At 63.1% G+C, this 25,851-nt stretch carries 21 protein-coding genes, 1 tRNA gene and 1 pseudogene; 12 read left to right on the top strand and 11 right to left on the bottom strand.

All coding sequences use genetic code 11. The annotated features are described in order from the left end of the window. The 4 genes and pseudogenes from GM909_RS25845 to GM909_RS21060 all read left to right on the top strand — a co-directional run. Positions 1 to 524: pseudogene (locus GM909_RS25845) on the top strand (hypothetical protein); the annotation flags it as partial. A gap of 120 nt (positions 525 to 644) precedes the next feature. After that, on the top strand, positions 645 to 2,738 hold the full coding sequence (locus tag GM909_RS21070) for a type I secretion protein (protein ID WP_157019185.1): 2,094 nt from the start codon (positions 645 to 647) through the stop codon (positions 2,736 to 2,738). A gap of 22 nt (positions 2,739 to 2,760) precedes the next feature. Continuing rightward, positions 2,761 to 5,019 carry a type I secretion system permease/ATPase gene (locus tag GM909_RS21065; protein ID WP_157019184.1) on the top strand — a complete coding sequence of 753 codons (2,259 nt, stop codon included), beginning with the start codon at positions 2,761 to 2,763 and terminating at the stop codon, positions 5,017 to 5,019. 10 nt (positions 5,020 to 5,029) lie between these two features. Continuing rightward, a complete protein-coding gene (locus GM909_RS21060; RefSeq protein WP_157019183.1) occupies positions 5,030 to 6,370 on the top strand; it encodes an HlyD family type I secretion periplasmic adaptor subunit in 1,341 nt (446 codons plus the stop codon). A 36-nt stretch (positions 6,371 to 6,406) separates the two neighbouring features. On the opposite strand, the gene GM909_RS21055 is transcribed toward GM909_RS21060, so the two are convergent. After that, entirely contained in the window at positions 6,407 to 7,555 is a 1,149-nt protein-coding gene (locus GM909_RS21055; protein WP_198174336.1) for an ROK family transcriptional regulator, read from the bottom strand. Positions 7,556 to 7,851: 296 nt separating this feature from the next. Here GM909_RS21055 and GM909_RS21050 point away from each other — a divergent pair, with 296 nt between their 5' ends. The 5 genes from GM909_RS21050 (at position 7,852) to radC (ending at position 12,792) form a co-directional block, all read left to right on the top strand. Then, a complete protein-coding gene (locus GM909_RS21050; protein ID WP_407941333.1) occupies positions 7,852 to 8,877 on the top strand; it encodes a sugar ABC transporter substrate-binding protein in 1,026 nt (341 codons plus the stop codon). A 112-nt stretch (positions 8,878 to 8,989) separates the two neighbouring features. Further along, positions 8,990 to 10,072: an ABC transporter permease gene (locus tag GM909_RS21045; RefSeq protein ID WP_157019181.1), complete on the top strand. Its 1,083-nt coding sequence runs from the start codon at positions 8,990 to 8,992 to the stop codon at positions 10,070 to 10,072. Then, the gene (locus GM909_RS21040) at positions 10,069 to 10,854 is read left to right on the top strand and encodes an ATP-binding cassette domain-containing protein (protein WP_157019180.1); all 786 of its coding nucleotides are present in this window, start codon (positions 10,069 to 10,071) and stop codon (positions 10,852 to 10,854) included. The genes GM909_RS21045 and GM909_RS21040 overlap by 4 nt, the downstream gene beginning before the upstream one ends. Positions 10,855 to 11,082: 228 nt before the next feature. Next, complete coding sequence (map, locus tag GM909_RS21035) at positions 11,083 to 11,916, top strand: type I methionyl aminopeptidase (RefSeq protein ID WP_157019179.1); 834 nt, start codon at positions 11,083 to 11,085, stop codon at positions 11,914 to 11,916. A 117-nt stretch (positions 11,917 to 12,033) separates the two neighbouring features. Continuing rightward, on the top strand, positions 12,034 to 12,792 hold the full coding sequence (gene radC / locus GM909_RS21030; protein WP_157019178.1) for a RadC family protein: 759 nt from the start codon (positions 12,034 to 12,036) through the stop codon (positions 12,790 to 12,792). Positions 12,793 to 12,970: 178 nt separating this feature from the next. On the opposite strand, the gene tig is transcribed toward radC, so the two are convergent. The 4 genes from tig to GM909_RS21010 all read right to left on the bottom strand — a co-directional run bounded on the left by tig (position 12,971) and on the right by GM909_RS21010 (position 16,415). After that, positions 12,971 to 14,401: a trigger factor gene (tig, locus tag GM909_RS21025; RefSeq protein WP_157019193.1), complete on the bottom strand. Its 1,431-nt coding sequence runs from the start codon at positions 14,399 to 14,401 to the stop codon at positions 12,971 to 12,973. Between the two features lie 84 nt (positions 14,402 to 14,485). Beyond that, positions 14,486 to 14,570, bottom strand: a tRNA-Leu gene (locus GM909_RS21020). A 151-nt stretch (positions 14,571 to 14,721) separates the two neighbouring features. Continuing rightward, a complete protein-coding gene (locus GM909_RS21015; protein WP_157019177.1) occupies positions 14,722 to 15,309 on the bottom strand; it encodes a GDYXXLXY domain-containing protein in 588 nt (195 codons plus the stop codon). After that, positions 15,306 to 16,415 carry a DUF2157 domain-containing protein gene (locus tag GM909_RS21010; RefSeq protein ID WP_235912006.1) on the bottom strand — a complete coding sequence of 370 codons (1,110 nt, stop codon included), beginning with the start codon at positions 16,413 to 16,415 and terminating at the stop codon, positions 15,306 to 15,308. The genes GM909_RS21015 and GM909_RS21010 overlap by 4 nt, the downstream gene beginning before the upstream one ends. Before the next feature lie 160 nt (positions 16,416 to 16,575). Here GM909_RS21010 and GM909_RS21005 point away from each other — a divergent pair, with 160 nt between their 5' ends. Beyond that, the gene (locus GM909_RS21005) at positions 16,576 to 16,716 is read left to right on the top strand and encodes a DUF1127 domain-containing protein (RefSeq protein ID WP_157019176.1); all 141 of its coding nucleotides are present in this window, start codon (positions 16,576 to 16,578) and stop codon (positions 16,714 to 16,716) included. Positions 16,717 to 16,967: 251 nt separating this feature from the next. On the opposite strand, the gene GM909_RS21000 is transcribed toward GM909_RS21005, so the two are convergent. Beyond that, positions 16,968 to 17,591 (bottom strand): hypothetical protein, encoded by a 624-nt coding sequence (locus GM909_RS21000; protein WP_157019175.1) that lies wholly within the window; start codon positions 17,589 to 17,591, stop codon positions 16,968 to 16,970. Positions 17,592 to 17,722: 131 nt separating this feature from the next. On the opposite strand from GM909_RS21000, the gene trmFO reads away from it, so the two are divergent. Next, positions 17,723 to 19,132: a methylenetetrahydrofolate--tRNA-(uracil(54)-C(5))-methyltransferase (FADH(2)-oxidizing) TrmFO gene (gene trmFO / locus GM909_RS20995; RefSeq protein ID WP_157019174.1), complete on the top strand. Its 1,410-nt coding sequence runs from the start codon at positions 17,723 to 17,725 to the stop codon at positions 19,130 to 19,132. Positions 19,133 to 19,153: 21 nt separating this feature from the next. Here the strand turns inward: trmFO and GM909_RS20990 are convergent, their stop codons facing one another. The 4 genes from GM909_RS20990 to yajC are packed head-to-tail and all read right to left on the bottom strand — an operon-like array spanning position 19,154 to position 23,325. Next, positions 19,154 to 19,981, bottom strand: coding sequence for a phytoene/squalene synthase family protein (locus tag GM909_RS20990; protein WP_157019173.1), 828 nt, complete (start codon positions 19,979 to 19,981; stop codon positions 19,154 to 19,156). Position 19,982: 1 nt separating this feature from the next. Then, positions 19,983 to 20,372: an Mth938-like domain-containing protein gene (locus tag GM909_RS20985; protein WP_157019172.1), complete on the bottom strand. Its 390-nt coding sequence runs from the start codon at positions 20,370 to 20,372 to the stop codon at positions 19,983 to 19,985. A 4-nt stretch (positions 20,373 to 20,376) separates the two neighbouring features. Further along, on the bottom strand, positions 20,377 to 22,935 hold the full coding sequence (gene secDF / locus GM909_RS20980; RefSeq protein ID WP_157019171.1) for a protein translocase subunit SecDF: 2,559 nt from the start codon (positions 22,933 to 22,935) through the stop codon (positions 20,377 to 20,379). Positions 22,936 to 22,983: 48 nt separating this feature from the next. Beyond that, positions 22,984 to 23,325, bottom strand: a complete 342-nt coding sequence (yajC, locus tag GM909_RS20975; RefSeq protein ID WP_157019170.1) for a preprotein translocase subunit YajC — start codon at positions 23,323 to 23,325, stop codon at positions 22,984 to 22,986. Positions 23,326 to 23,496: 171 nt separating this feature from the next. On the opposite strand from yajC, the gene GM909_RS20970 reads away from it, so the two are divergent. Continuing rightward, on the top strand, positions 23,497 to 24,366 hold the full coding sequence (locus GM909_RS20970) for an ATP-binding protein (RefSeq protein WP_157019169.1): 870 nt from the start codon (positions 23,497 to 23,499) through the stop codon (positions 24,364 to 24,366). A gap of 45 nt (positions 24,367 to 24,411) precedes the next feature. Here the strand turns inward: GM909_RS20970 and GM909_RS20965 are convergent, their stop codons facing one another. Then, entirely contained in the window at positions 24,412 to 25,821 is a 1,410-nt protein-coding gene (locus GM909_RS20965; RefSeq protein ID WP_157019168.1) for a peptidoglycan DD-metalloendopeptidase family protein, read from the bottom strand. Positions 25,822 to 25,851: the final 30 nt, after the last annotated feature.

Raw genomic sequence — 25,851 nt, 5'->3', positions numbered from 1 at the left:
GCGGCATGGCCGACGCAGCTGGCGGTCACGCTGGCGCCCTCGGCCTCGGCCTCGGGATCGGTGGTGACACCGGCGACGGCGGTGCCGGCGGGCCCGGCGGTGCCGGCGGCAACGGTGCCGGCCAGGGTGCAGGCGAAGGCAACGGCTTCGGCGCCGGCGTCGGCATCGGCAAAGGTGGTGACGGCGGCTGGGGCGGCTTCGCCTGGGGCGGCGACACCATCAACCTGTCCAAGGGTGGCGACGGCATCGGCGGCTATGCCAGCGGTGGCAACGGCGGTGCTGGCGGTGCTGGCGGAACGATCACCAATGGCGCTGGCGGAGCCGGCGGCACATGGGGATCGAACAATGGTGATGACGGCTTCGTGACCGGTACCTCCACAGCGAGCGCCGACGCGATCGTCGAAACCACCGCCTTCAACCAGGAAATCATCATGGGTGCCAACCTGCTCGACAATTCGGTCGACATGACCGTGGTCGGCGGCAGCCTGTCGAGCACCGTGATCGGCGAAGACGACACCGCCTGATTTCCGAAAGTCGAACGACACCGGGCTGCGCGGCCATGGCCGCGCAGCCTCCTAATCGATGGGGCTTTGCAATCGACTTGCCCGATGGCGAGGGTCAGTCCAGAACCGGGAGTACGCACGGTGTATATGGACAAGGTTACCGAGGCGATAGCCCACTTTATCGGGCTTTTTCAGATCACCGAAGAACAAGCCAGGTTGCGAGAGAGCTACGAGAGTTTCAAGCAGGCCCAACGCGCCAGTTCGGACGACCCGCAATGGGATCAGGTCGGCGTTTCCTTCAAATCCCCATACCAGTTCAAGGATCACGACCCGCAGTTGCACTACGTTCCGCCGGCTCCACAGGTCGAGCCGCTGACGTCGAGCCATCCGATCGGCCACAATCCACCGCACATTCCGGTCAGCCCAAAAGGCATATCGGCCGATCATCCCGGCTATGAGAACATCGCGATCAAGCAAACGGTCTCGATCGTCGTCACGCAGTCCGCTCCTTCCGGGGCGGCGCCGGATATCAGCATCGATCCGCCGGGACAGATCGCCGTCGCGATCAATCAGGAAAACCATCTCACCGACAACGATTATGTCGGCATTGGCGGCAGCGGGCTGTTTGTCGGCCAGATCGGGGCGCCCGACGCGGCGCTGGAAGCGCTTGTCGAGCAAATGCATTCCAGCAGCGCCCTGTCCGAAAGCGCGCCCCCGGGCTCCGTCGAGGAGATGGCGGATTTCATCGACAACGTGGCAGCCGAACTCAAGGCAGCAGCGGCGGCCTATGAGGCAAACGACGCACCGCAGGACGTCGGCGACGGGCTGATACAGACCAGCTTCGTTGTCCACGATGAGGCGATCGAAGGCATATATGTCAACGGGAAGGCGGCTATCGAAATGCCGTCGATCCAGGACTACCTGCCTGATGGGTCGATGCTGGCCGAGGACGCCGGATCGCCGCAGGATGGTCCCGCCAATCAGGGTGTCAACGGTACGGGCGCGTCTGCGAGCGGCAGCTACACCAAGGGTGAAGGCAGCCTGGCGCAACAGCCATCCGTCACGCTCGAAGCCGGCGGCAACACGCTGGTCAACAGCGCCATCATCAACAACAAATCGCTCTCGTCGACGGTGACCGCCATCGGCGGAAAAAACGTCGAGGTCAACGCGATCGTCCAGCAAAACGCCTGGAGCGATCTCGACTCTATCGGGTCCAGCCTGTCGGAATGGAGCAAGGACGCGCAAACGACCAAGGCCTTCAATCTGGCCAGTTTCAAGCACGTCGATCCATCCGAGAGCGCCGCGGTTCCGGCCTCCAACGGCACCCCCCAAATGGCCGGCTTCACCAAGATCGACGGTGATCTGATCTTCATGGATTGGGTCAAGCAGCTCAACTTCGTGACCGACAACGATGTGCACACCATGTCGTCCTCCGGCTCGATTTCTAACGTGGTCACGGGCGGCAATATGGCCTTCAATTCCACGTCACTGGCGGAGTTCGGAAGTTTTTTCGACCTGATCATGGTCGGAAAGGATTTCTATGACGGCAGCATCATCAAGCAGACGAACCTGTTGCTCGATGACGATATTGCCGGCGCCGTCAACGGATTCGACACCAACGGCAAAGGTTCGGTTTCGGCGAGCGGCAATCTGCTTTGGAACGAGGCCAAACTGGCCAATGTCGGCGGTTCGGCCAAATTCGATAACCTGCCGGATCACTACCAGAAGACCATGGACGCTCTGGCATCCGGCAAGATGACCATCGATGACGGGGTCTATTCCGACGATGCCTTCATGGGCCTTGCGGGCCTGCGCGTGCTCTATGTGACCGGCAGCATCATCGACCTGAAATACATCTCGCAGATGAACATTTTGGGCGATTCCGACCAGGTGGCGCTCGCCATGGACAAGGCGGGCATCAACAACGCCGACTGGACCGTGAACACCGGCGCCAACGTGCTGCTCAACACCGCAGCGATCACCGATCACGACACGCTTGCCAAGAGCTATGCCGCAAAAGGCCAGTATTCGGACGAGTTCCTCGTCCAGTCGGAACTGGTCAAGATGGACAATCTGGCCTTGAACCACGACGCCGACGCACTGATCAACGAAGCGGTGGCTTTCCTCGGCGACGAGGCGGGCGATCTCGGACCAATCCAGCCGGCCGGCGGATCCTCCGACGGTCAGGATGTCCACCCTGCCCACAACGACATCATGCAGTCCGTCGTTGCCTGAAACCTCGAGAACATAAGACGCCATGAACAAGCACACACGCAACGACGACCTGCCGCGGGCCGACCAGAAGAACGCGGCAGGCGAGGCTCCTTCGGCGGGCATCACGCCCCGCTCGGATGAGACCGCGGCGGCGCTGGACCGCGATTTTCAGGCCCTTATGGGCGAAATAGACAGGACGGTGCAGGAAATGAAGTCCAACACCTCGTCCACAAGCGAAGCCAAGCGAGCCGGTCAAACCGGCGATGCTCCCTCCCCCACCAAGGCCCAGCAGCATGACCACGCTCGGCCCGATGCCGCCGCAACGGAGGCGGAAAAGAAGACGGCAGCGCACGCTGCCTCCGGCGCAGACAACCCGGGAGACGTGACCATCGAAGCGGGTCCGCAAAAGCAGCCCAAGGTCGACGTCAGGGACGCCGATTTCAGTGCCGGCCGTCTGAAATCGATCGAGGCCGACCGCGGTCCCATCAAGGCGGGATCGGGACCGAACGGTGGGCGCCAAGCGGCAGGCGACAAGGCCGGCCAGAATGTCTTTCATCGCCGGCTGGGGCCGATCAATCTGGCCGACAATCTCAAGGCCGGACGAAAGGCCGTTACTCAGAACCTGGCGATCGTCATGGGTTTCACCGTGGCGACCAACGTGCTGGTGCTGGCTATCCCGGTCTATCTCTTCCAGATATCCGATCGGGTGCTCACCAGCCGGTCGACGGACACGCTGGTCATGCTGACCATCGTGATCGCGGGCGCCGTCATCCTCAACGCGGTTTTCGACGCCATTCGGCGCTTCATCCTGATGCGCACCGCCGTCGAGGTCGCCGCACAGCTTGGCGCACCCATTCTCGGCGCGGCGGCACGTGCCTCGCTGCAAAGCAACGGCAAGGAATACCAGACGCTGGCCGACCTGCAGCAATTGCGCTCCTTCCTGGTGTCGGGAACGCTTTTGTCCTTTCTCGATGCACCGATGACGCCGTTGTTCATGCTGGCCGTCTTCCTGGTCCATCCGCATCTGGGATCGATCGTGGTGATCGCGGCGCTGATCCTTCTGGCCATCGCCTATATCAATCAGCGCGCCACGGCGGCCGCGTTCGGCGAGGCGAGTACCTTCCAGAGCAAAGCCAATCTCCATCTCGACGCGATGTCGCGCAACTCGCAGGTCATCAACGCGCTTGCCATGATCCCCGAGGCCGTGAAGATCTGGGGCCAGGACACGGCCGGATCGCTCAAGGCCCAGGTCGTGGCACAGGACCGCAATGTCGTCTCGGCGTCGCTGTCGAAGGGGGTACGGCTCCTCACCCAGGTGGGCATGCTCGGCTGGGGCGCCTATCTGGCCATTCACGGAGAAATCACCGGCGGCATGGTGATCGCCGCCTCGATCATCGCCGGACGCGCCCTGGCGCCGGTCGAAGGCGCCATCGAGGGCTGGAACCAGTTCCTGCATTCGCGCGCCTCCTATCAGCGCATATCCTCGCTGCTGCAGGTTTCGCCGCTCAATTTCGAGCGCCTGAAGCTGCCCAGGCCCGAGGGCCGGCTCGATGTGGAACGTCTTCTCTACGTGCCGCAGGGCACCAAGCGTGTCGTCCTCAACGGCGTCGCCTTCTCGCTGGCGCCGGGCGATTCGCTTGCCATCATCGGCGATTCGGGTGCCGGCAAGACGACGCTCGGCAAGATGCTCGTCGGATCGCTGCTGCCGACCTCGGGCAATGTGCGCCTGGACCTTATGGATCTGAGAAACTGGGACCAGCGCCAGTTCGGCGAAAATATCGGCTATCTGCCGCAAGACGTGCAGCTCTTCCCGGGCACCATCAAGGCCAATATCGGGCGCATGCGCGACGACGCCTCCGACCAGGACATCTACAAGGCGGCGGTGCTGGCCGATGTGCACGAGCTGATCTCGTCTTTCGCCCAGGGATACGAGACCACCGTCGCCTCGGACGGATCGCCGCTGTCGGGCGGCCAGAAGCAGCGCATTGCCCTGGCACGCGCCTTCTTCGGCAATCCGCGTCTGGTCGTGCTGGACGAGCCGAATTCCAACCTGGACGGCAACGGCGACTCCGCGCTGATCCGGGCACTGGAACATGCCAAGCGCGAGAAGATCACGGTCGTCACGATCACGCAGCGCGCATCGCTGCTCAATTGCGTCGACAAGATCCTCGTTCTGACAAACGGCACGGTATCGATGTTCGGACAGCGCCAGGAGGTGCTCAGTGCGCTCGGTGCTCCGGCTGTCCCTGGAAACAACGCCCAATTGGCCGCGCAGGCCAACAGTGGCCGGCAGATCGGATGAGGTTCATGCCATGACGAGCATCTCCAAAGTTCATGACGCGGAATGGTACAGCGAAGTGCCGCGCTCCATCCGGGGCCATGCCGTGGCCGGCCTCGCCATAGCGGCCGTGGCGTTCGGCGGCTTCGGCACCTGGGCATCCACTGCCCCGCTGGCGGCGGCGGTCATCGCCCAGGGCAGTTTCGTCGCCACGGGCGAAAACAAGATCATCCAGCATCTGGAAGGCGGGATCATCGAGGAAATTCTGGTCAATGAAGGCGACCACGTGAAGAAGGGCGATCCGCTTTTCAAGCTCGACGGCACGGCGGCCCAGGTCCAGGAACGGCAACTCTTCCTGCGCCAGGCGCGGCTCGAGGCAATCGTCGAGCGGCTGCGGGCGCAGGTTGAAGAACGAAAGGTGCTGACCTTGCCGCCGATCGTGACCGACAACATGAACGACATGGACATCCGCTCGATCGCCGACAGCCAGACGACCGCGTTCAACGCCGAGAAGACCCGGATTGAGGCCGAGATCGGGCTTTTGCGTCAGAACATCGAATCGCTCGAATTCCGCAAGATCGGCTTCAAGCGGCAAAAGGAGTCGATGGCCGAGCAACTCCACTTCCTGGAAGAGGAACTGGAGGGCAAGATGATCCTGTTCAACAAGGGGCTGACCCGCAAGACGGAAGTCAACGCCATCCAGCGCGCAATGGCCGACGCCAGGGGCCAGATCGGCCGTCTGGGAGCAGAGATCTCCGAGACGCAGTCGCAGATCGTGAAGCACCAACAGCAGATCGATCAGACGGTGACGGAAATGAAGGATGCTGCGCTCGACGAGTTGCAGACCATGGAGGCCGAGCTCGACACGGTGCGTGAGAAATCGCGTGCGGCGCAGGACGTGCTCAGGCGCTCGACGATCAACGCGCCGGTCGCCGGCGTGGTCGTGCGCATGTATTACCACACCGCCGGCGGTGTTATCGAAACCGGCAAGAAGATCCTCGAGATCGTCCCGTCCGACATCCCGCTGATCATCGAGACGCAGGTGCAACGCAAGGACATCGACGCGATCAGGGCCGGTCAGAAGGCGACCGTGCGATTGATCGCGCTCAACCAGAGGACCACGCCGGTGCTCAACGGCGATGTCTTTTACGTGTCGGCCGATGCTCTGGCAGGCAATACGGTCGGGCTGGAGCAGAAGGAGGTCTATCTGGCGCGTATCGAGCTCTCGCCGAGCGAGTTGGCAAAGGTGCGCGGCTTCACGCCGACCCCGGGCATGCCGGTGGAAGTGATGATCCAGACAGCGGAGCGGACGTTTATCGACTACCTGACCAAGCCGATCCGTGACAGCATGTCACGCGCATTCATGGAGCGTTGAACAAGGAATTTTCCCGCACGCCACGGCGCAGCGCGTTCACTGGTCCATGAGAAAAGCGTTGGAATCGACCAGAAAACGTTGCGACAGCGCCAGGCTTGCCGCCCCCAGGGCGCGCGCATCATGTCCGACCGTGCCTTCGCGCACGATCGGAGCCCGGATCCCGGCGAGATCGATCTGCTCAATCTGCACACGCGTCGCGGCAACGATGCGCGCACGCACCTCGGACGGCAGCCAGCCGTCGATCACCGCCGCCTCGAAGTCGATCACGGAGGAGGACGCCACGATGGCGTGAGCCAGCGCCTTCGACAGGCCATCGATCCATTCGCCGAGGATGCTCTCGTCGACTGGCCAGTGGCCGGGCGATTCCCAGAGCACTGAACTGGCGTGGCCGGCAGCGTCCAGTGCGGCCTCCAGGGTCGCGATCGAGGCGATGTCGATCAACTGGCCGGTTCCGCCCCTGCCGTCCGGCACCGGCATCGAGCCGATCGCGCCGGCATTGCCGGTGCGTCCGCTGTAGAGGCTGCCGTTGAGGACGACGCCGCCGCCGATGAAATAGCCGATATAGAAATAGAGAAAATCGCTCTGCCCCGGGGCGGAGCCGAACACCAGCTCGGCGCCACAGGCGGCCGACGCATCGTTCAACAAGAATACGGGATAGTCCGCCCCTTCGGCGATCTCTGCGCGAATATCGACCGTCTTCCAGTCCATCATCGCATCCGAGGGAGCTTCGACGAATTCGGCCCAGTCCCAGAGCTGGAACGGCATGGCAATGCCAAGCCCGGCAATGCGCCCGTTCTGGCGCGCGGTGAGTTGCGCCGTGATCTGCGTCAGCGCCTCGCGTGCGAACGCGATCGTCGCGGCGGGCGTGGGATAACGATAGGCAGAATGAACCTTGGCCATGACCTGGCCCAGAAAATCGATGAGCACCAGATCGCTGCTGCGCCGGCCGATCTTGAGGCCGAAGAACAGGGCGCCTTGCGGATCGAGCGACATGGGAACGGCAGGCTGCCCCACCTTCCCCCTCACGGGCTTGCCGCGCAGGAGAAGGCCATCGGCTTCCAGGGCGCGCATGATCACCGAGACGGTCTGCGCCGACAGGCCGGTCATGCGCGCGATTTCCATCTTGGCCAACGCCCCATGGCGGCGCACCAGCGAAAGCACGAGACGTTCATTGTAGGCGCGCATGCCACTTTGGTTCGAACCGCGGTCCAGGCGATGCACCGTCGCAATGCCGCTGTTCGTAGAGTCCACCACGCAGCGCTCCTCCTGCTTCCTCAGTTGCGGCAATTCTGCACATGCCGCCGCAGGACAATGGTCGGTTCGGGGCATGCTGTCAATAATAATTCATTTTGATTTATATATTGACAGTGACCGTCAGTTGGAGTTTGCTTTCGTCCGGACTGGCGGCGGGACAGGTGCCGGCCAGTCCGCTGAAACACTGGATTGGCGGGGTCCGCACAATCGTTCACGGGAGGAAAATCGTGAAGCACAAGACACTGACGACAGCTTTGCTGAGCGCGGCCGCGTTCGGCCTCATGAGCGGCCTGGCATCGGCGCAGGATATCGGCGCCTGCCTCGTCACCAAGACCGACATCAATCCCTTTTTCGTCAAGATGAAGGAAGGCGCGACGGCCAAGGCCGAAGAGCTGGGCATCGAGCTTGCCACCTATGCCGGCAAGGTCGACGGCGATCACGAAACCCAGGTTCAGGCGATCGAGACCTGCATCGCCTCCGGCGCCAAGGGCATCCTCGTGACGGCCTCCGACACAAAGGCGATCGTGCCGGTGGTCAAGAAGGCACGCGACGCCGGCCTCCTGGTCATCGCTCTCGACACGCCGCTTGAGCCTATCGACGCGGCCGACGCCACATTCGCCACCGACAATTTCAAGGCCGGCGAGCTGATCGGCCAATGGGCCGCCGCGACGCTTGGCGACGAAGCCGCCAACGCCAAGATCGCAATGCTCGATCTTTCGCCGTCCGCACCCTCGGTCGGCGTATTGCGCGACCAGGGCTTTCTCAAGGGATTCGGCGTCGAACTCGGCGATCCCAAGCTGATCGGGGATGAAGACGACCCGCGCGTCGTCGGCCACGACGTGACGTCGGGCAACGAGGAAGGCGGGCGCAAGGCGATGGAAAATCTGCTGCAGCGCGACCCGGAGATCAACGTCGTCTACACGATCAACGAGCCGGCCGCTGCCGGGGCCTATGAAGCGCTGAAATCGTTCGGCAAGACGGACGGCGTGATCATCGTGTCGGTCGATGGCGGCTGCCCGGGCGTGGAAAACGTCAAGGAGGGCGTCATCGGCGCAACGTCGCAGCAATACCCGCTGCTGATGGCGGCGAAAGGCATCGAAGCCATCAAGGCCTGGGCCGACAGCGGCGCCAAGCCCGAGAACACGCCCGGCCTCGACTTCTTCGATACGGGCGTCAATCTCGTCACCGACCAGCCGGTCGACGGCGTTTCCTCGATCAGCGTCGCCGACGGCCTCGATCGCTGCTGGGGCTGATGCCGGGAAAATGCGGGGCCGGACAGGCCGGCTCCGCACGCCCGAATTCATCCGGCTTTGACGGCCGGAGACACGTCGGGCAAGCTGCAATCAAACATCCGGGAGGAAGTCGATGAGCGATGCCACGAGCACGCCGCGTCGATCGGACGATTACGAACAGTCGCTGGACGAAAGCGAGGCTTCCGTCGCCGCTTTCGAAAGCCATGATCTGAACTGGCTCGACCGCGTACAGCATTTCCTGCACCGCAACCCGACGATGGTTCCCGTCATCGTGCTCGTCGCCTCCATCGCCGTCTTCGGCTTCCTGGCCGGCACCCGCTTCTTCTCGCCGTTCAATCTTTCCTTGATCTTGCAACAGGTGTCGATCATCGGCGTGCTCGCAGCAGCCCAGAGCCTGGTTATCCTGACTGCCGGCATAGACCTGTCGGTCGGTGCCAACATGGTGCTCATGTCAGTCATCATGGGACAATTGTCGGTCACCGTCGGCCTGCCGACGCCGATCGCCATTGCGGTCGGCCTGATCGGCGGAATGGCCGCCGGCGGCCTCAACGGCTTTCTGGTGACACGGGTCAAGCTGCCGCCCTTCATCGTCACCCTGGGCACCTGGAACATCTTCTTCGCACTCAATCTGTGGCTGTCCGGGGCCCAGTCGATCCGCAGCCAGACGCTCGACGAGCAGGCCCCGCTGCTCAAGCTCTTCGGCCGAAGCGTCGCCTTCGGCGGCGCACAGATCACCTACGGCTCGATCCTCATGGTGCTGGTCTTCGCAGTGCTTTGGTACATGCTCAACCGTACGGCCTGGGGGCGGCACGTCTATGCCGTCGGAGACGACAAGGAAGCTGCAGAGCTCTCTGGAATCCGAACCAACCACACCTTGATGTCGGTCTACATGCTTGCCGGCCTCGTCTGCGCCATCGGCGCCTGGGCCTCGATCGGCCGCGTCGGCTCCGTCTCGCCGCAAAGCTTTCAGGAAGCCAACCTGCAGTCGATCACAGCCGTGGTCATCGGCGGCATATCGCTGTTCGGCGGGCGCGGCTCGATCGTCGGACCGCTGATCGGGGCACTGATCGTCGGCGTCTTCAATTCGGGCCTGCGCCTCGTGGGCGTCGACGTCCTTTGGCAGGTGTTCGCCATCGGTTGGCTCACCATCCTCGCCGTCGCGATCGACCAGTGGATCAGGAAGTTGTCGTCATGACCCAGTCCGAACCCATCCTCAGCGCCCGCAATGTCGTCAAGCGCTACGGCCGCGTGACCGCGCTCGATCACGCCGACTTCGACCTCTATCCGGGGGAGATCCTGGCCGTTATCGGCGACAACGGGGCGGGAAAATCCTCGCTCATCAAGGCACTGTCCGGCGCCATCCAGATCGATGAAGGCGAAATCCGGCTGGAGGGCAATCCGGTCCGTTTCAATTCGCCCATGGCGGCACGCGGCGCCGGCATCGAAACGGTCTACCAGACGCTGGCCCTGTCCCCTGCCCTGTCGATCGCCGACAATATGTTCATGGGCCGCGAGATCCGCAGGCAGGACCTGCTCGGGCGCTGGTTCAAGGCGATCGACCGCGCGGCCATGGAACGCATCGCACGCGAAAAGCTCTCCGAGCTCGGCCTGATGACGATCCAGAACATCACGCAAGCGGTCGAGACGCTGTCGGGCGGCCAGCGCCAGGGCGTGGCCGTGGCACGGGCCGCGGCCTTCGGCTCGAAGGTCGTCATCATGGACGAGCCGACGGCCGCGCTGGGGGTGAAGGAATCGCGCCGCGTGCTCGAACTGATCCAGGACGTGCGCGCCCGCGGCCTGCCGATCGTGCTGATCTCGCACAACATGCCGCATGTCTTCGAGGTTGCCGACCGCATCCACGTGCACAGGCTGGGCCGGCGCCTGTGTGTCATCGACCCCAAGGATCATTCGATGTCGGATGCCGTCGCCTTCATGACCGGCGCCAAGAAACCACCGCAAGAAGCGACGGCTGCTTAGAGCATTTCCCACTCAAACGGAATCGTTTGAGCGGGACATGCTCCAACATATTGATCTGGCGCGCATATCTTTGCTTCAAACGTTTCCGTTTGAAGCGAACGCGCGCTAGCTTTCGATATGTCCACCTTCCGGCCGGTTGCGCCATTGCGCGGCCGGAGGGGTTGATACGGCCGATGTTCGGTGCCACATGTGCCTGATCACGACGATCTTACGACTGAGAACACCCAAATGGTTACCTACCAGGACGCAGCGACCGCGCCGCTGAAGAATACGGGACAAATCCGCCTCTACGACGAAGAGGCGTTTGCCGGCATGCGCAAGGCCTGCAACCTGACGGCGCGCTGCCTGGACGAGTTGGCCTCGCGGGTGACGCCCGGCACGACGACCGATTCGATCGACCGTTTCGTTTTCGAGTTCGGCATGGACCATGGCGCCATTCCCGCCACGTTGAACTATCGCGGCTACACGAAGTCGACCTGCACCTCGATCAACCATGTCGTGTGCCACGGAATTCCCGATCACAAGCCACTCAGGGAAGGCGATGTGGTCAATATCGACGTTACCTACATTCTCGACGGCTGGCACGGCGATTCCAGCCGCATGTACCCCGTCGGCAAGATCAAGCGCGCGTCCGAACGGCTGCTCGAAGTCACTTATGAGTCGCTGCTGCGCGGCATTGCGGCCGTAGAGCCCGGCGCGCGCACAGGCGCAATCGGTGCCGCCATCCAGGTCTACGCCGAAGGCGAGCGCTGTTCTGTGGTGCGCGATTTCTGCGGTCACGGCGTCGGGCGGCTTTTCCATGACGCACCCAATATCCTGCATTACGGCAATTCGCACGAGGGCGTCGAGATGCGCCCCGGCATGATCTTCACCATCGAGCCGATGATCAATCTCGGCCGTCCGCACGTCAAAATCCTGTCGGATGGATGGACGGCGGTCACGCGTGACCGCTCGCTGTCGGCTCAGTACGAACACACGGTGGGTGTCACCGAAACGGGTTGCGAGATCTTCACCCTGTCGCCAGCCGGGCTCGACTGCCCCGGCCTGCCGCAGGCATCCTGACTTCTTCTCGAGCGCACCGCTTCAAACGCCGCCGCCTATGATCTAAGCTCCCGCGGTGTCCCGACCCGGACAGCCGTTTCCGGCGGGCACAAGGTGGCAGCGGCGCAGCGCGGGGGAATGATGCAGTCGCAGGACGAGGACGAACGCGGCTTCTTCGCCGAACAGACCGGTGCAATCGACACGAAAAAAGGGGCTGGCGGCTCGAAACCACATTATGTCGGCCACCGCGAACGGTTGCGCGAAAGGTTGCGGGCTTCGGGTCCCAACGCACTGGCCGAATACGAGCTGCTGGAAATGCTGCTTTACCGGGTCAATTCGCGCTCCGACACCAAGCCCGTGGCCAAGGCGCTGATCGACCGATTCGGCTCCTTCGCCGAAGTGCTGGGTGCGCCGATCCATCTTCTGCAGGAAACCAAGGGCGTCGGCCCGTCGGCGGCGCTGGAGCTCAAGCTGGTCGCGGCGGCAGCCGAACGCATGCTCAAGAGCCGCATTCGCGGCCGCCAGATCCTGGCGTCCTGGGCCGAGGTCATCGACTATTGCCGCATGGCCATGGCCTTCGAGGCGCGCGAGCAATTCCGCATTCTCTTTCTCGACAAGAAGAATGCGCTGATCGCGGACGAAGTGCAGCAGACGGGGACCGTCGACCATACGCCGGTCTATCCGCGCGAGGTTGTCAGGCGCGCGCTCGAGCTTTCATCGACGGCGATCATCCTCGTGCACAATCACCCGTCCGGCGACCCGACACCGTCGCGGGCCGACATAGAGATGACCAAGCTCATCGTGGACTCGGCGAAGCCGCTCGGCATCACCGTGCAAGACCACATCATCGTCGGCAAGAACGGCCATGCGAGCCTGAAGGGGCTGCAACTGATCTGACTAGAGCATGCCCCGTTCAAACGGAATCGTTTGAGCGAAAGGTACATGCTCCAGCATATTGATCTGGCGCGCATATCTTGCTTCAAACGTTTCCGTTTGAAGCAAACGCGCTCTAAAGCCGAAAAGAAACGGCCGCCCGAAGGCGGCCGTCCGTTCAATCCTTCAATACCGACGCAGATTACTCGGCGTCGGCGGCCTTGGCCGCCTTCTTCTTCGGCGCGGCCTTCTTCTTGGCAGCCGGCTTCTTTTCGGCCGGCTTCGCCGTCTCTTCTTCCTCGTCGTCGGCCAGCAGTTCGTCCTTGCTCACCTTCTTGTCGGTCACCTTGATCTCGGTGAGCAGGTGGTCGACCACCTTCTCCTCGAAGATCGGCGCGCGCAGATCGGCGAGGGCGGCCGGGTTGTTGCGATAATACTCGTAAACCTGCTGCTCCTGGCCCGGATAGCGGCGCACGAAGTCGAAGAGCGCGCGCTGCATCTCCTCGTCGCTCACCTGAACGCCGGCCTTCTCGCCGATTTCGGCAAGGACGAGACCGAGGCGCACACGCCGCTCGGCGAGGCGCTGATATTCGGCGCGCGCATCCTCTTCCGTGGTGTCCTCATCGGCAAAGGTGCGTTCAGCCGCTTCGAGGTCGCGCGTCACCTGGTTCCAGATGTTGTTGAACTCCGCTTCGACCAGCTTCGAGGGAACCTCGAACTGGTAGGTGCCGTCCAGCGCATCGAGAAGCTGGCGCTTGACCTTCTGGCGGGTCACGGAGCCGAACTGGCTTTCGAGCTGCTCCTTGACGATCTCGCGCAGCCGGTCGACCGATTCCACGCCAAGTGCCTTGGCGACGTCGTCATTGAGTTCGATGTCGTCGCCCTTGGCGACCTCGCTCACCTTGACGTCGAAGGTCGCTTCCTTACCGGCCAGATGCGCTGCCTGGTAATCGACGGGGAAGGTGACGGTCACCACCTTCTCGTCGCCAGCCTTGGAGCCGACGAGTTGCTCTTCGAAGCCGGGGATGAACTGGTTGGAGCCGATCACGAGATTTGCACCGGTGTCGGCCCCGCCCTCGAAGGGCTCGCCGTCGAGTTTGCCGACATAATCGATCGTGACCCGGTCGCCGTTCTCGGCCTCGCCTGCCTTCGGCGTGTAGCTGCGCGCCGATTCCGCGACGCGGATGGCCTGCTCCTCGATCTCCGTCTCGGGAACGTCATAGACCTCGCGCGTCACTTCGATGCCGGTCACGTCCTTGACTTCGATCGGAGGGATCACCTCATAGGCGATCGAGAACTCGAAATCGGCCTGCCCGTCGAGGATCTTCTCGGCCTCCTTCTCGTCCTCCGTCATCTTCACCTCGGGCTGCATGGCAGCCTTCTCGCCGCGATCGGAGATGATCGACGTGGTGGAATTGTTGAGAATGTCGTTGACGACCTCGGCCATCATCGACTTGCCGTAGACCTTGCGCAGATGCGGAAGCGGCACCTTGCCCGGGCGGAAGCCGTTGAGCCGGACCTTGTCCTTGGCGTCGGACAACCGCTCCATGAGCCGGGCTTCCATATCCTTGGCGGGAACGACCACCTGGATCTCGCGTTTCAGCCCTGCATTCAGCGTTTCGGTAACCTGCATCATCAAACCTTTGTCTTCACGAATGCCGAGCGCAACAGCGTCTTGCCGTTTCGCCAGTGGATTCTCTTTGCCGGGAGTGGCTTCTGGTGCGGGTGGAGGGATTTGAACCCCCACGGCTTGCGCCACAGGAACCTAAATCCTGCGTGTCTACCAATTCCACCACACCCGCTTTCGAAGCATCAGCCCCGAAAGCGGGTGGTCTATATCATCAGCCACTGCGGCTTCAAACAAAAAACGCCGCAAAAATGCGGCTTTTTTTATACCGCGGGGTCGTGCGGACAGACAAACAGGCGCCGAAAAGCTGCCACAGGGCATCTCGGCTAATAGAGCGGTTCTTCGTAGAGCTTGGTTTCACCGTCGTAAAGCGCCTTGATCTGCGCCTGCCCGTCCGCGCCGACTGCCACCACGACCGTAAACGCACGCAGGCCCAGATCGCGCTCGATTGCCCTGCCCTCGCCTTCCGGCAGATAGAAGCGCTCTATGCCGTATTCCAGGCGCAGGTTCCGCCCCTGCGCGCCACTCCACACGCCCGTCGCTTTGCCGCAAATCTCCACCGCACCCGTCTCTGCCGCGCGCCCTGCGTCATTGGCGGGACGAATGGAGACGGCGCGCGCAATGCCGTCCTCGTCGGGATCGAGGCCGATGCACAAGCGTTCCCCTCCTGCGCCCCTATGATCCGCCAACACTCCGGAATCGAACAGTGCGGATTGAACGGTGGAAATATTGTATGTGAGACGGACATAGTCTCCCCTGAGCAGATCGCGCGGGTCCACCGGCTCGACCGTCAGGCGGATTTCGGCTCCGTCGCGCAGGATGGCCGCCCGGCCGGCGATGATCCAGGCCAGGAAACCGATCTGTACGAGCGCAACCAGCACCGCGCCGGCTATCAGCCTGGCCCGCCTGCTCATGTTCTGGCTCCCTCCCGATTCTGCTCATCGCGCAACCGGCGCTCGAAGCGGAAGATGACAGTGGCGATTGCAGCCAGCAAAAGCGCGGCCGCCAGCAGAAAACCGGCCGTACCCAGCATGGTGCCAATGGTCGCGAGATAGACGACGCAAAGTTCCACTGCGAACAGCAAATAGGCCAGCCAGCGCACCGGCGCACTGTCCCTGCCGCCCAGAACCAGTGCTGCGACGGCGCCGGCAAAGGTCAGGAAGGCCAGCAAGGCAAAGGCGGTTCCATCGCCGAAACGCAGTTGCAGGAGCATCATGGCAGCGCCGAAACCGATCAGCCCATGGACGCGCGCCTGGCCGATCGCCAGAAGGCGCTCGGCCATACGGGGGCGCAGAGCGCAAAGGACGAAATAGCCGACCGAGACGGCAGCGACGGCAATGGCAACCGCCGGATCATCGGCGCGCAGATATTGCAGCAGCCCGTAATAGATCAGGAGCAGCAGGAGGAGATGACGCGACGGCCGGCTCGCAGTCCACAAGGACAGGCTCCATAGGATGGCCGCGACAACCGGATAGCCAACCGCCGGTCCAAACGGCTGCCGCATGTCGATTTCCGCAATCGCGAACGATAGCCACACGCCGGAAAGCGCCACACAAACGACCGTCAGCGCCGGAGACCTCAGAACGAGTGCGGCCAGTGCGACGCCGGCACCCCAGGTGAACACCGCGTCGGCTTCCTCGCCCGACAGATGGTACATCTGCGCGATCAGCGCGATCGCGCCCCCGAAGGCGGCTGCCGCGACGATCCACGCGCCCTCGCCCGCCCCGTCGAGCCCGCGCGACTTCAAAACGGCGCCACCGACATAGCCGGCAAAGATGAGCATGAACAGCATCGCCACCCGAACCAGGTGCGCGATCGCCTCCCAGTTCGCGGCAATGAAGATCAAGATGGCGGCGGCAAACAGGATGGCGGCCAGAACCGCCAATATAGCGCCGAAGCCGAGGGTCCTTGCAGCGCGCTTTTCGACATCCCGGGTCATCCGCTCGGCGGCGGATGCATCGATCCATCCCCTGGATCTCCAGCGACCGATATCGTTCTTGACCCTCGCGGCGTAGTTCACGTTGAACCTTCCTTCACGAGATCGTCGCCCTCAGGGCCGATATTGCATTGCACAATACGCATTGCTGCCATGCAGCATTCACACTTCAAATCACCAACGACCATACCTAGATTGCAGACATACAAGAGAACAGCCGATACGACGATAGAGAGATAGAGAAATGAACCTGATCCGCAATTACCGCAACTGGCGCCGCTACCGCGAGACCGTGGGTGAGCTGAGCCGCCTTTCGAACCGCGAGTTGAGCGACCTCGGCATTGCCCGTGGCGACATCCCCTTCGTCGCCCGCAAGGCCATCTGACAAATTCGAATCTCGCCAGGGCCTACCTCCTCCCAGGCCCCGGTGGATACGGCCAGCATTCACCTCCTCCCGGATGCTGGCCGAAAACAACGACACCCGCCGGACCTCCTCCCCCGGCGGGTGTTGTTTTTTGTACCTTCAATTTTTCTCCAGCGGCCGGCGTTTGGCCGCCACATCCCCGCCAGGCAAATTGAAACTTGGGTTTGCGCCGCGGCTGCTCGAACGGTTTGCGCCGCGGCTGCTCGAACGCCTCAGCGCATCGCGGCCGACAGCTCTTCGGCGAGATCGCCGTTCTTGACCCACTGTTCGACGCTCATGATCTCCGGCTCCTGCCCCACTTCGGTCGGCCAGCTGTCGACGGACCATCTGAACCCGTTCTCCTCGATCAGCACCGCCGTTACATGCGGAAACTGACCATCCAGAATGAAGCCGCGGGTGATCGTCGGGCCGGCGGAATGATGCCTGAGCAGGCCCCGCCGATCGAGATAGCGCAACAGGGACTGGGTATTGGTCCCCTCGTCGATGCAGTCCATCTCGCCTTTCTTTCCGGCATTGCGGAACTGCGACATCGGCGTGTCGGTGTGGCCGAGAAAGGCGGCGTTGCTCTTCTCGAAATAGACGACGGCCTTTGCCACGGCCTTTCGCTCGGCGTCGGGCGAGGAGCGGCCGGCCGCCATGATCGCCGCATAGCGATTGGCGTCGCGCCGCGTCACCGGCACCTTGGTGCGCCAGTAGCAGTCAAATCCGCTGCACACGGCGAAGCTTTGCGTGCTGGAATTGGCCGCGACATCTTCATAGTTGCTGGAATGCGTATTGCACCCGGCAAGAACAGCGGCCAGGAGCGGAACAAAGACGGCAGGAATCAATGACTTCATAAAGAAATTCTCTATGCCGCAGCGCACATTTGCGCAAGCGCGGCAAATTGGCCGCGCCGTGCGTTCGACGGTCCGCACATCGCTCGACCCGACGATTGCAAAAGCGCCGCGCGGCGCTTATGTCGTAAGCCATGTCGACAAAGCCCATACATGTCATTGGCGGCGGTCTCGCCGGTTCGGAAGCAGCCTGGCAGATCGCGTCGGCCGGCCTGCCCGTCACCCTGCACGAAATGCGCGGCGTGCGCGGCACCGATGCACACAAGACCGATGCGCTGGCCGAACTGGTCTGTTCCAATTCCTTCCGCTCCGACGATGCCGAGGCCAATGCAGTCGGGCTGCTGCATGCCGAGATGCGGCTTGCCAATTCGCTCATCATGGCGGCCGGCGACAGCAACCAGGTGCCGGCCGGCGGCGCCCTGGCGGTCGACCGCGACGGATTTTCCGCCGCCGTGACGGCGAAGCTGGAAGACCACCCGCTCGTCACCATTGCGCGCGAGGAAATTGCCGGCCTGCCGCCCGCCGACTGGGATCAGGCGATCATCGCCACCGGGCCGCTCACCGCACCCTCCCTCGCCCAAGCCATCGCGAGCGAAACCGATGCCGACGCGCTGGCCTTTTTCGACGCCATCGCGCCCATCGTCCACTTCGACTCCATCGACATGGATGTTTGCTGGTTCCAGTCACGCTACGACAAGGTCGGTCCAGGCGGAACGGGCAAGGATTACATCAACTGCCCGCTTTCCAAGGAGCAGTATCTGGACTTCGTCCAGGCGCTTATCGACGGCGCCAAGACGGAATTCAAGCAGTGGGAAGGCACACCCTATTTCGACGGCTGCCTGCCGATCGAGATCATGGCCGAGCGCGGCGTGGAAACCTTGCGCCACGGACCGATGAAGCCGATGGGCCTGACCAACAGCCACGATCCCTCGGTCAAGCCATATGCGGTCGTACAGCTTCGCCAGGACAATGCGCTGGGCACACTCTACAACATGGTCGGTTTCCAGACGAAACTGAAGTATGGCGAGCAGGTGCACATCTTCCGCATGATTCCGGGTCTTGAGAATGCGGAATTTGCGCGCCTCGGCGGGCTGCATCGCAACACCTACATCAATTCGCCGGTGCTGCTCGACAACTCGCTGCAATTGAAGACGCGGCCCGGCCTGCGTTTTGCCGGACAGATCACCGGCTGCGAGGGCTATGTCGAATCGGCCGCCATCGGCCTCATCGCCGGGCGCTTCGCCGTCGCCGATCGGCTTGGCCGGGCGCCGGATCTGCCCCCGGAAACCACCGCCTTCGGCGCCCTGCTCGGCCACATCACCGGCGGACATATCGTCTCCGAGGACGAACCGGGAAAACGCTCCTTCCAGCCGATGAACGTCAATTTCGGCCTGTTTCCGCCGGTCGAGGTTCCCAAGCCGGAAGGAAAGCGCCTGCGCGGCAAGGAAAAGGCGATCGCCAAGAAGAAGGCGATTTCGGCGCGCGCCCTGGCCGACTGCCGGGCCTGGTTGGGCATGCCGCCGCAGGCCGAAGCTGCCGAGTAGCCCATTTTCCCGTTGCCTTCCTCACCACCCGCGTGTCGCGCGGCGCAACATGATCCAGTGCTTTTTGATCGCCGGAATGTCGCTGCCGCCGGAAAGAGGCGCGCGCGCGACGCGGTCGAGATAGGCCCCGGCAAGCCCCGCCGGCAAAAAGGCCGGCCTGAGTGTGTCGGGCAGCGCGCCGGCGTCTTTCTCGAAACGGGCAAGATGCTCGCGGCCGAGCGCCACCATGGCGAGTACGGCCTGCTTTTCGTTTTCTCCGGCGGCAGCCGACAGCATCGCCTCGCGGTCGGTGCCGGCCGCGGCCAAGATATCGGCCGGGATGTAGCACTGCCCGCGCATGCAGTGGACCGGCAGGAGGCGCATCAGGCCGGCAATCGCCTGGGCGCAGCCGGCATGACCGGCCAGGGCCGCATATGACGGCGCGGCCGCGCGGTCGAGAATCATCGCGGCAAGCTGGATCAGCGTCGAGGCCGTCTCGCCGCAATAGCCCTCCAGCATATTCCGATCGGTCATCGGATCGTCGTAGAGATCGAAGATGCGCGCCTCGATATAGTTGTCGAAGGCGTCCGGCGGCAGATCATGCCGGCTGATGGTTTGGATGAGCGCATCAGCAAGCGGATTGCCGGTCGTCGGCTGGCCGCCGGCAATCGCATCGCGCCACCATTGCAGCCTGATCTCGCCGGGCAGCGGCTCATGGATCAGATCGCGCACGCGCGCGATCTCGACATTGAAGGCGTAGAGCGCCGCCAGTGCCTTTCGGCGGTCCTCGGGTGCATAGAGGATCGACAGATAACGGTCGCGATCGCCCTCGCGCAGGGTCGCCATTGCATGCGCCAGAGATTCTGTCATGTCAGTCGACGGCAATGAGGGCGGCGGCAACCGCACGGTCCTCGGCCAGAAGGACGTTGTAGGTACGCACGGCCGCCCCGGTCGACATGGGCTCGGCCGCGATGCCCGCCGCCTTCAGCGTCTCGCGCAGCGCCTTCGGCAGCGGCTTCAGGTCCCGGCCCATTCCGACCAGCAGGATCTCGATCTCGCCCGCCTCGTCGAGGAGACGCGCGAAATCCCGTTCGGCCAATGCTTCGGGATCGTCCGGCTCCCAGCCATGAACACCCGAAGGCAGACAAAGGATGGAACCGCGATGCGACATATCGGCAAAGCGGAAGCCGCCATTGCCATATGCCTCGATCGCCGGACGCCCCGGAAAATGCGCCTGGCGAATGACGATGCCGGCAGCCACGGAATTACGCCTTGGTTGGCGTGATCGAGGAGTCCTCCGCCACCTTGGCCTGTCCCTGCCCCACGGCCTGCGGCCGCAGCTTGAACAGGATCAAGAGCGGCCCCGCCACGAAGATCGACGAGTAGGTGCCGATAATCACACCGAAAATCATGGCCTGCGTGAACGAGGAAATGACTTCGCCGCCAAACAAGTAGAGCGCCAGGAGAGCGAGAAGCGTCGTTCCAGCGGTCATTGTGGTGCGCGACAAGGTCTGATTGATCGTGAGATTGATCAGCTCGTCGAGCGGCATCTTCTTGAACCGGCGCAGATTCTCGCGAATGCGGTCGTAGACCACCACCGTGTCGTTGATGGAGTAGCCCACCACCGTCAACACGGCCGCAATGCTGGTCAGGTTGAATTCGAGCCCCATCACCACATAGAAGCCGATCACCATGATCACATCGTGCAGCGTGGCGACGATGGCGCCGACGGCGAACTGCCATTCGAAGCGCAGCCAGATATAGACCAACATGGCGAACAGCGACACGATGACGGCGATCGTTCCGGCGCGCGCCAGTTCGGCCGAAATCGTCGGACCGACCACTTCGACGCGTCGGAACTCGTAGTCGGCGGCAAGCTCGTCCTGGACATTCGTCAAAGCCGACTGTTCCGCGTTGTCTCCGCCTTCCTGCGTGCCGATGCGGATCAGCAGTTCACGCGGGCTGCCGAACTCCTGGACCTGCACTTCACCCAGATTGAGGTCGGTCAGCCGGCCGCGCACGTCGGCAATGTCGGCATTGCCGCTCTTGGCCTGAACCTCGACAATCGATCCGCCGCGGAAGTCGATGCCGAGATTCATATTGACCGTCATGAACAGGACGACGGTGGCAATGGAAGCCAGTGCAGACAAGGTGAACGCGAATTTGCGCACCGACATGAAGGGAACCTTCGTGTCGTCGGGCACGAACTTGACCGGACCGCGCGGCAACTCCGTCGGCCTTGCCCGGCGCACCCAGAAGGCAATCAGCCACCGTGTAACGACAAAGGCCGTGAAAACGGTGGTCACGATGCCGATCGCCAGCGTAACGGCAAAGCCACGCACCGGGCCCGATCCCAGATAGAACATGATCGCCGCGGCGATGAATGTCGTCACGTTGGCATCGACAATGGTCGAGACTGCGTGGCGGAAGCCTGCATCCAGCGCCTGGATGACCGACCGGCCCTGGGCGCGCTCCTCACGCACGCGCTCGAAGATGATGATGTTGGAATCGACGGCCATACCCATGGTCAGCACGATGCCGGCGATGCCGGGTAGCGTCAGCGTCGCCCCGAGGAAGGACAGGACACCGACGATCATGGTCAGGTTGGCGATCAACGCGATGTTGGCGATGATCCCGATCTTGCCATAGGCCAGAACCATGAAGACGACGACCAACATGCCGGCGATGATGGCGGCGATCTTGCCCGCTTCGATGGAGTCCGCGCCGAGGCTCGGGCCGACCGTGCGTTCCTCGATGATGGTCAGCGTCGCGGGAAGCGCACCAGCGCGCAGAAGAACGGCCAGGTCGTTGGCGCTCTGGACGGTGAAGTTGCCCGAAATCTGCCCCGTGCCGCCAAGGATCGGCTCACGGATCTGCGGCGCGGAGATCACCTGATCGTCGAGGATGATGGCAAACAGCCGGCCGACATTCTCCTGCGTGGCCTGGCCGAAGCGGGTCGCACCGCGCGTGTCGAAGCGGAACGAGACGACCGGTTCATTGGTCCGTTGATCGAATGTCGCCTGTGCGTCCACCAGGTTCTCGCCCGAAACGATGACGCGATTCTCGATCAGATAGGGAACCGGCGGATCGTCGGTCGAATAAAGGACGCTCGTGCCGGCCGGCGGACGCCCTTCGATGGCCTCCTGAACCGGCACCGACTGGTCGACCATCCGGAATGTCAGCTTGGCGGTCTGGCCGAGAATGTCCTTCAGGCGCTCCGGATCACCGAGGCCGGGAACCTGGACCAGGATGCGGTCGCTGCCCTGGCGCTGGATGATCGGCTCCGTCGTGCCCAACTCGTTGACGCGGCGGCTGACGACCTCGATCGACTGCGAAAGGGCGGCCGACACGCGGTAGTCGATGCCTTCGTCGGTCAGCGTATAGCGCATCAGGCCTGGCTCAGGTTCATCGAGCGTCAGTTCGCTTACCGTCGTCGCACCAAGAATGCCGGCCGAAACCGGCTCGATGAGCTGCGACAACGCTTCCTTGGCCCGCTCCATGTCGCCGGCATCGCGGATGCGCACCTGGACCGTTCTGTTGGTGCCCGACAGGCCCGTATAACCGATGCGTTCATCGCGCAGGAGGCGGCGAATATCATCGCGCGTGGTCTCCAGGCGTTCCTTGATCAGATCGTCCTTTTCGATCTGCAGCAGGATATGCGAACCGCCCTGCAGATCGAGGCCGAGCGTCATCTGGCGCTTGGGAAGCCAATCCGGCAACGAGGCCAGGGTCGACGGGGAAACCAGGTTCGGCGCCGCCAGCACGACGCCGACGAGGACCGTCAGCCAAATGAGAATTGTCTTCCAGCGCGTAAAATAAAGCATCGGTTGGTCCGTTGGAGCGAATATAGGGCTTCAACGCCCCAAATCCGATTATTTTTTGGAGTTCTGGTTGGCGACCGGCTCACCCTTGACCCGAACCTCGGCGATGGTTCCGCGCAATGCAGTGACCTTCATGCCGCCGCCGAGGTCGATCTCCAGCTCGGTGTCGTTGATAACCTTGGTCACCTTGCCCAAGAGTCCCCCGCCCGTGACCACCGAATCGCCCCGGCGGATGGCGGTCAACATCTCCTGGCGCTTCTTCACCTGCTGACGCTGCGGCCGGATGATCAGAAAATACATGATGACGAAGATCAGCACGAAAGGAAGGATGCTGATCAGCATGTCGGGCGTTCCGCCCGTGGCAGATTGGGCAAATGCCGGCGTTGCAAACATTGATGTCTCCTGAAAATACGTGCCCGGACCCGCTTGTGGCCCCCGCGAAAAGGTGGGCGGAATATAGTCGCTCGCCGCGCCAATGCAACCGATACCACGGCGCTTTTGGCCGACTGTCTTGCATGCTACAGCCGAACGCGACCTGCGGCATGAAATGAAGAGCGATCGAATATGGACAAGGACGACATTCAGACGTTTGGCGCAAAACTGGATCTGCTGATCGAAACGTTGGGCAGAATGGCCCCGCCGAAACAGACGCAGGCCGATTTCGACCGGGCCGATTGCTTTATCTGGGAGCCCGCCGAAGGCCTTCTGCAGCCGGTGCGGCACGTCAACCGCGTCGAGATCGACCTGATCAGGGGTGTAGACCGCGTGCGCGACATCCTGGTCGACAACACGAAACGCTTCACCGAGGGACTGCCCGCCAACAACGTTCTTCTGTGGGGTGCGCGCGGCATGGGCAAATCGTCGCTGGTCAAGGCAGCACACGCCGCCATCAACGCCGAGGCCGGCACACGCCCGCTCAAACTGATCGAGATCCATCGCGAAGACATCGCGACGCTGCCAAGATTGCTCGCCATCCTGCGCGAGGCGAAGCACCGCTTCATCCTGTTTTGCGACGATTTGTCGTTCGACCATGACGACACGTCCTACAAGTCGCTCAAGGCCGCGCTCGAAGGCGGAGTGGAAGGCCGGCCGGACAACGTCATCTTCTACGCGACGTCGAACCGCCGCCATCTGCTGCCGCGCGACATGATCGAGAATGAGCGCTCGACGGCGATCAACCCGGCCGAGGCGGTCGAGGAAAAGGTGTCATTGTCCGACCGCTTCGGCCTCTGGCTCGGCTTCCACAAATGCTCGCAGGACGACTATCTGGAAATGATCGACGGCTATGTGCGTCATTACGGGCTCAGGGCCGATCCGGAAGACGTCCGCGCAGAGGCGCTCGAATGGGCGACCACGCGTGGAGCGCGATCCGGCCGGGTCGCCTGGCAGTTCGTGCAGGATCTTGCCGGCCGGCTGGGACAGAAGCTGGAGTAAGGTAGTACCACTGCAGGGAGGGGTGTCGACCTATTCCCCTGATGCCTATTCCAAATACTTCGACGGATCGACCGGCGTGGCGTCCTTGCGCACTTCGAAGTGCAGTTTCGGCATGTCCGCCGAACCCGACATGCCGGCGAGTGCGATCTCCTGGCCGCGCTTGACCTTGTCGCCGCGTGCCACCTGCAGCTTGCTGGCATGGCCGTAGACGGTCACCATGCCGTCCTCGTGGCGCACCAGCACCGTGTTGCCGAACTCCTTCAGGCTGTCGCCCGCATAGATGACCACGCCGTTCTCGGCCGCCTTGACGGATGTGCCTTCCGGAACGGCGATATCGATGCCGTCATTCGGCTTGGAGCCGACAGTCTGGCCGTAGCCGGCAACCACGCGTCCGCGCACCGGCCAACGCATGCCCGAAACCCCGGTCGCATTCGGCGCGGCGCCGGCCTGGGTTTCCTCGATGACGCTTTCGGCCTGGCGCGGCGGCGCATAGGCGGTCAGCGTGACATCCTCGTCGTCTTCGGCCCGCACGACACGAACTTCCTTCGCTTCGGCCGGCTGCCGACCGGTGGCCGCGCTTCCAGCATTCTGTCCATCCGCGTTGGCTGTTCGCTCGGATGCGCTCGCGCGCTCCTTGGGCCGCGGCGTTTCGGGCAGGACGGCAACAGTCTGATCGGGCGCCGAACTCGGCATCGGCACGCCATTGCTCGGCAGCACAGCGCCCGTTTCGGGTTGCGTCATCGCCACGGCCACATTGGCGGCGGCTTCCGGCTCCGGCGTCGGCACACCGGCCGGCTGGCCGCTGCCCGGGATAACGATCGTCTGGCCCGCGGCGAGCGCGTTGGCCGAGGAAAGCCCGTTTGCCGCGACGATTGCCGAAACCGGCACACCGAAGCGGCGCGAAAGGCCGTAGAGCGTCTCGCCCTGACGCACCGTAACGTGGCTGCCGCCGGAAGTGCTCGTGGCTTGGCTGCCGGCCGGCGAGGTCGCTGCGGGCGCTCCAACCGGCGAAGGCAGTGCGGCAACCTGCACGCCATTCTGCGACACGCCTGCTGCCGGCGCCGCGCCGGCGACAGGGGCCAGGGCCGGCGCCCGCGCGGCGGAAACTGTGTTGACCGCCCCCGTAGCGGAGATTGGCGCTGGCAGTTGCGAACCGGCGACGGCCACAGGAGCGGCACCCCGCGCCGGGCCGAGATCGGCCGGAGGCAGGACGGTGGCGCGATTGATCGAACCCGTACGGGTCGCGTCCACCGGCGCCAGACCGGCACTGGCGGAATAGGCCTGGTTCGCCGAAGCGCTCATGACTGCGGACTGGCTGGAGGCCGAGGTGGCGTAGACATCGTTTTCGAAGCGCGCAACGCCCGAACTGCACCCGGCAAGGAATGAGCTTGTCGCCAATATGGCAGCAAGACGTGACAGCCCGCGTCGGTTGACGCCATAGTTCCCGAACCGCATCGCACTACTCGCGTTACTCGTTACCGATAC

Origin of the sequence: Mesorhizobium xinjiangense (assembly GCF_009749525.1) — a bacterium.
In the GTDB taxonomy this organism is placed as follows: Bacteria; Pseudomonadota; Alphaproteobacteria; order Rhizobiales; family Rhizobiaceae; genus Mangrovimarina; species Mangrovimarina xinjiangensis.
This window is presented reverse-complemented; position numbering and strand designations above follow the sequence as displayed.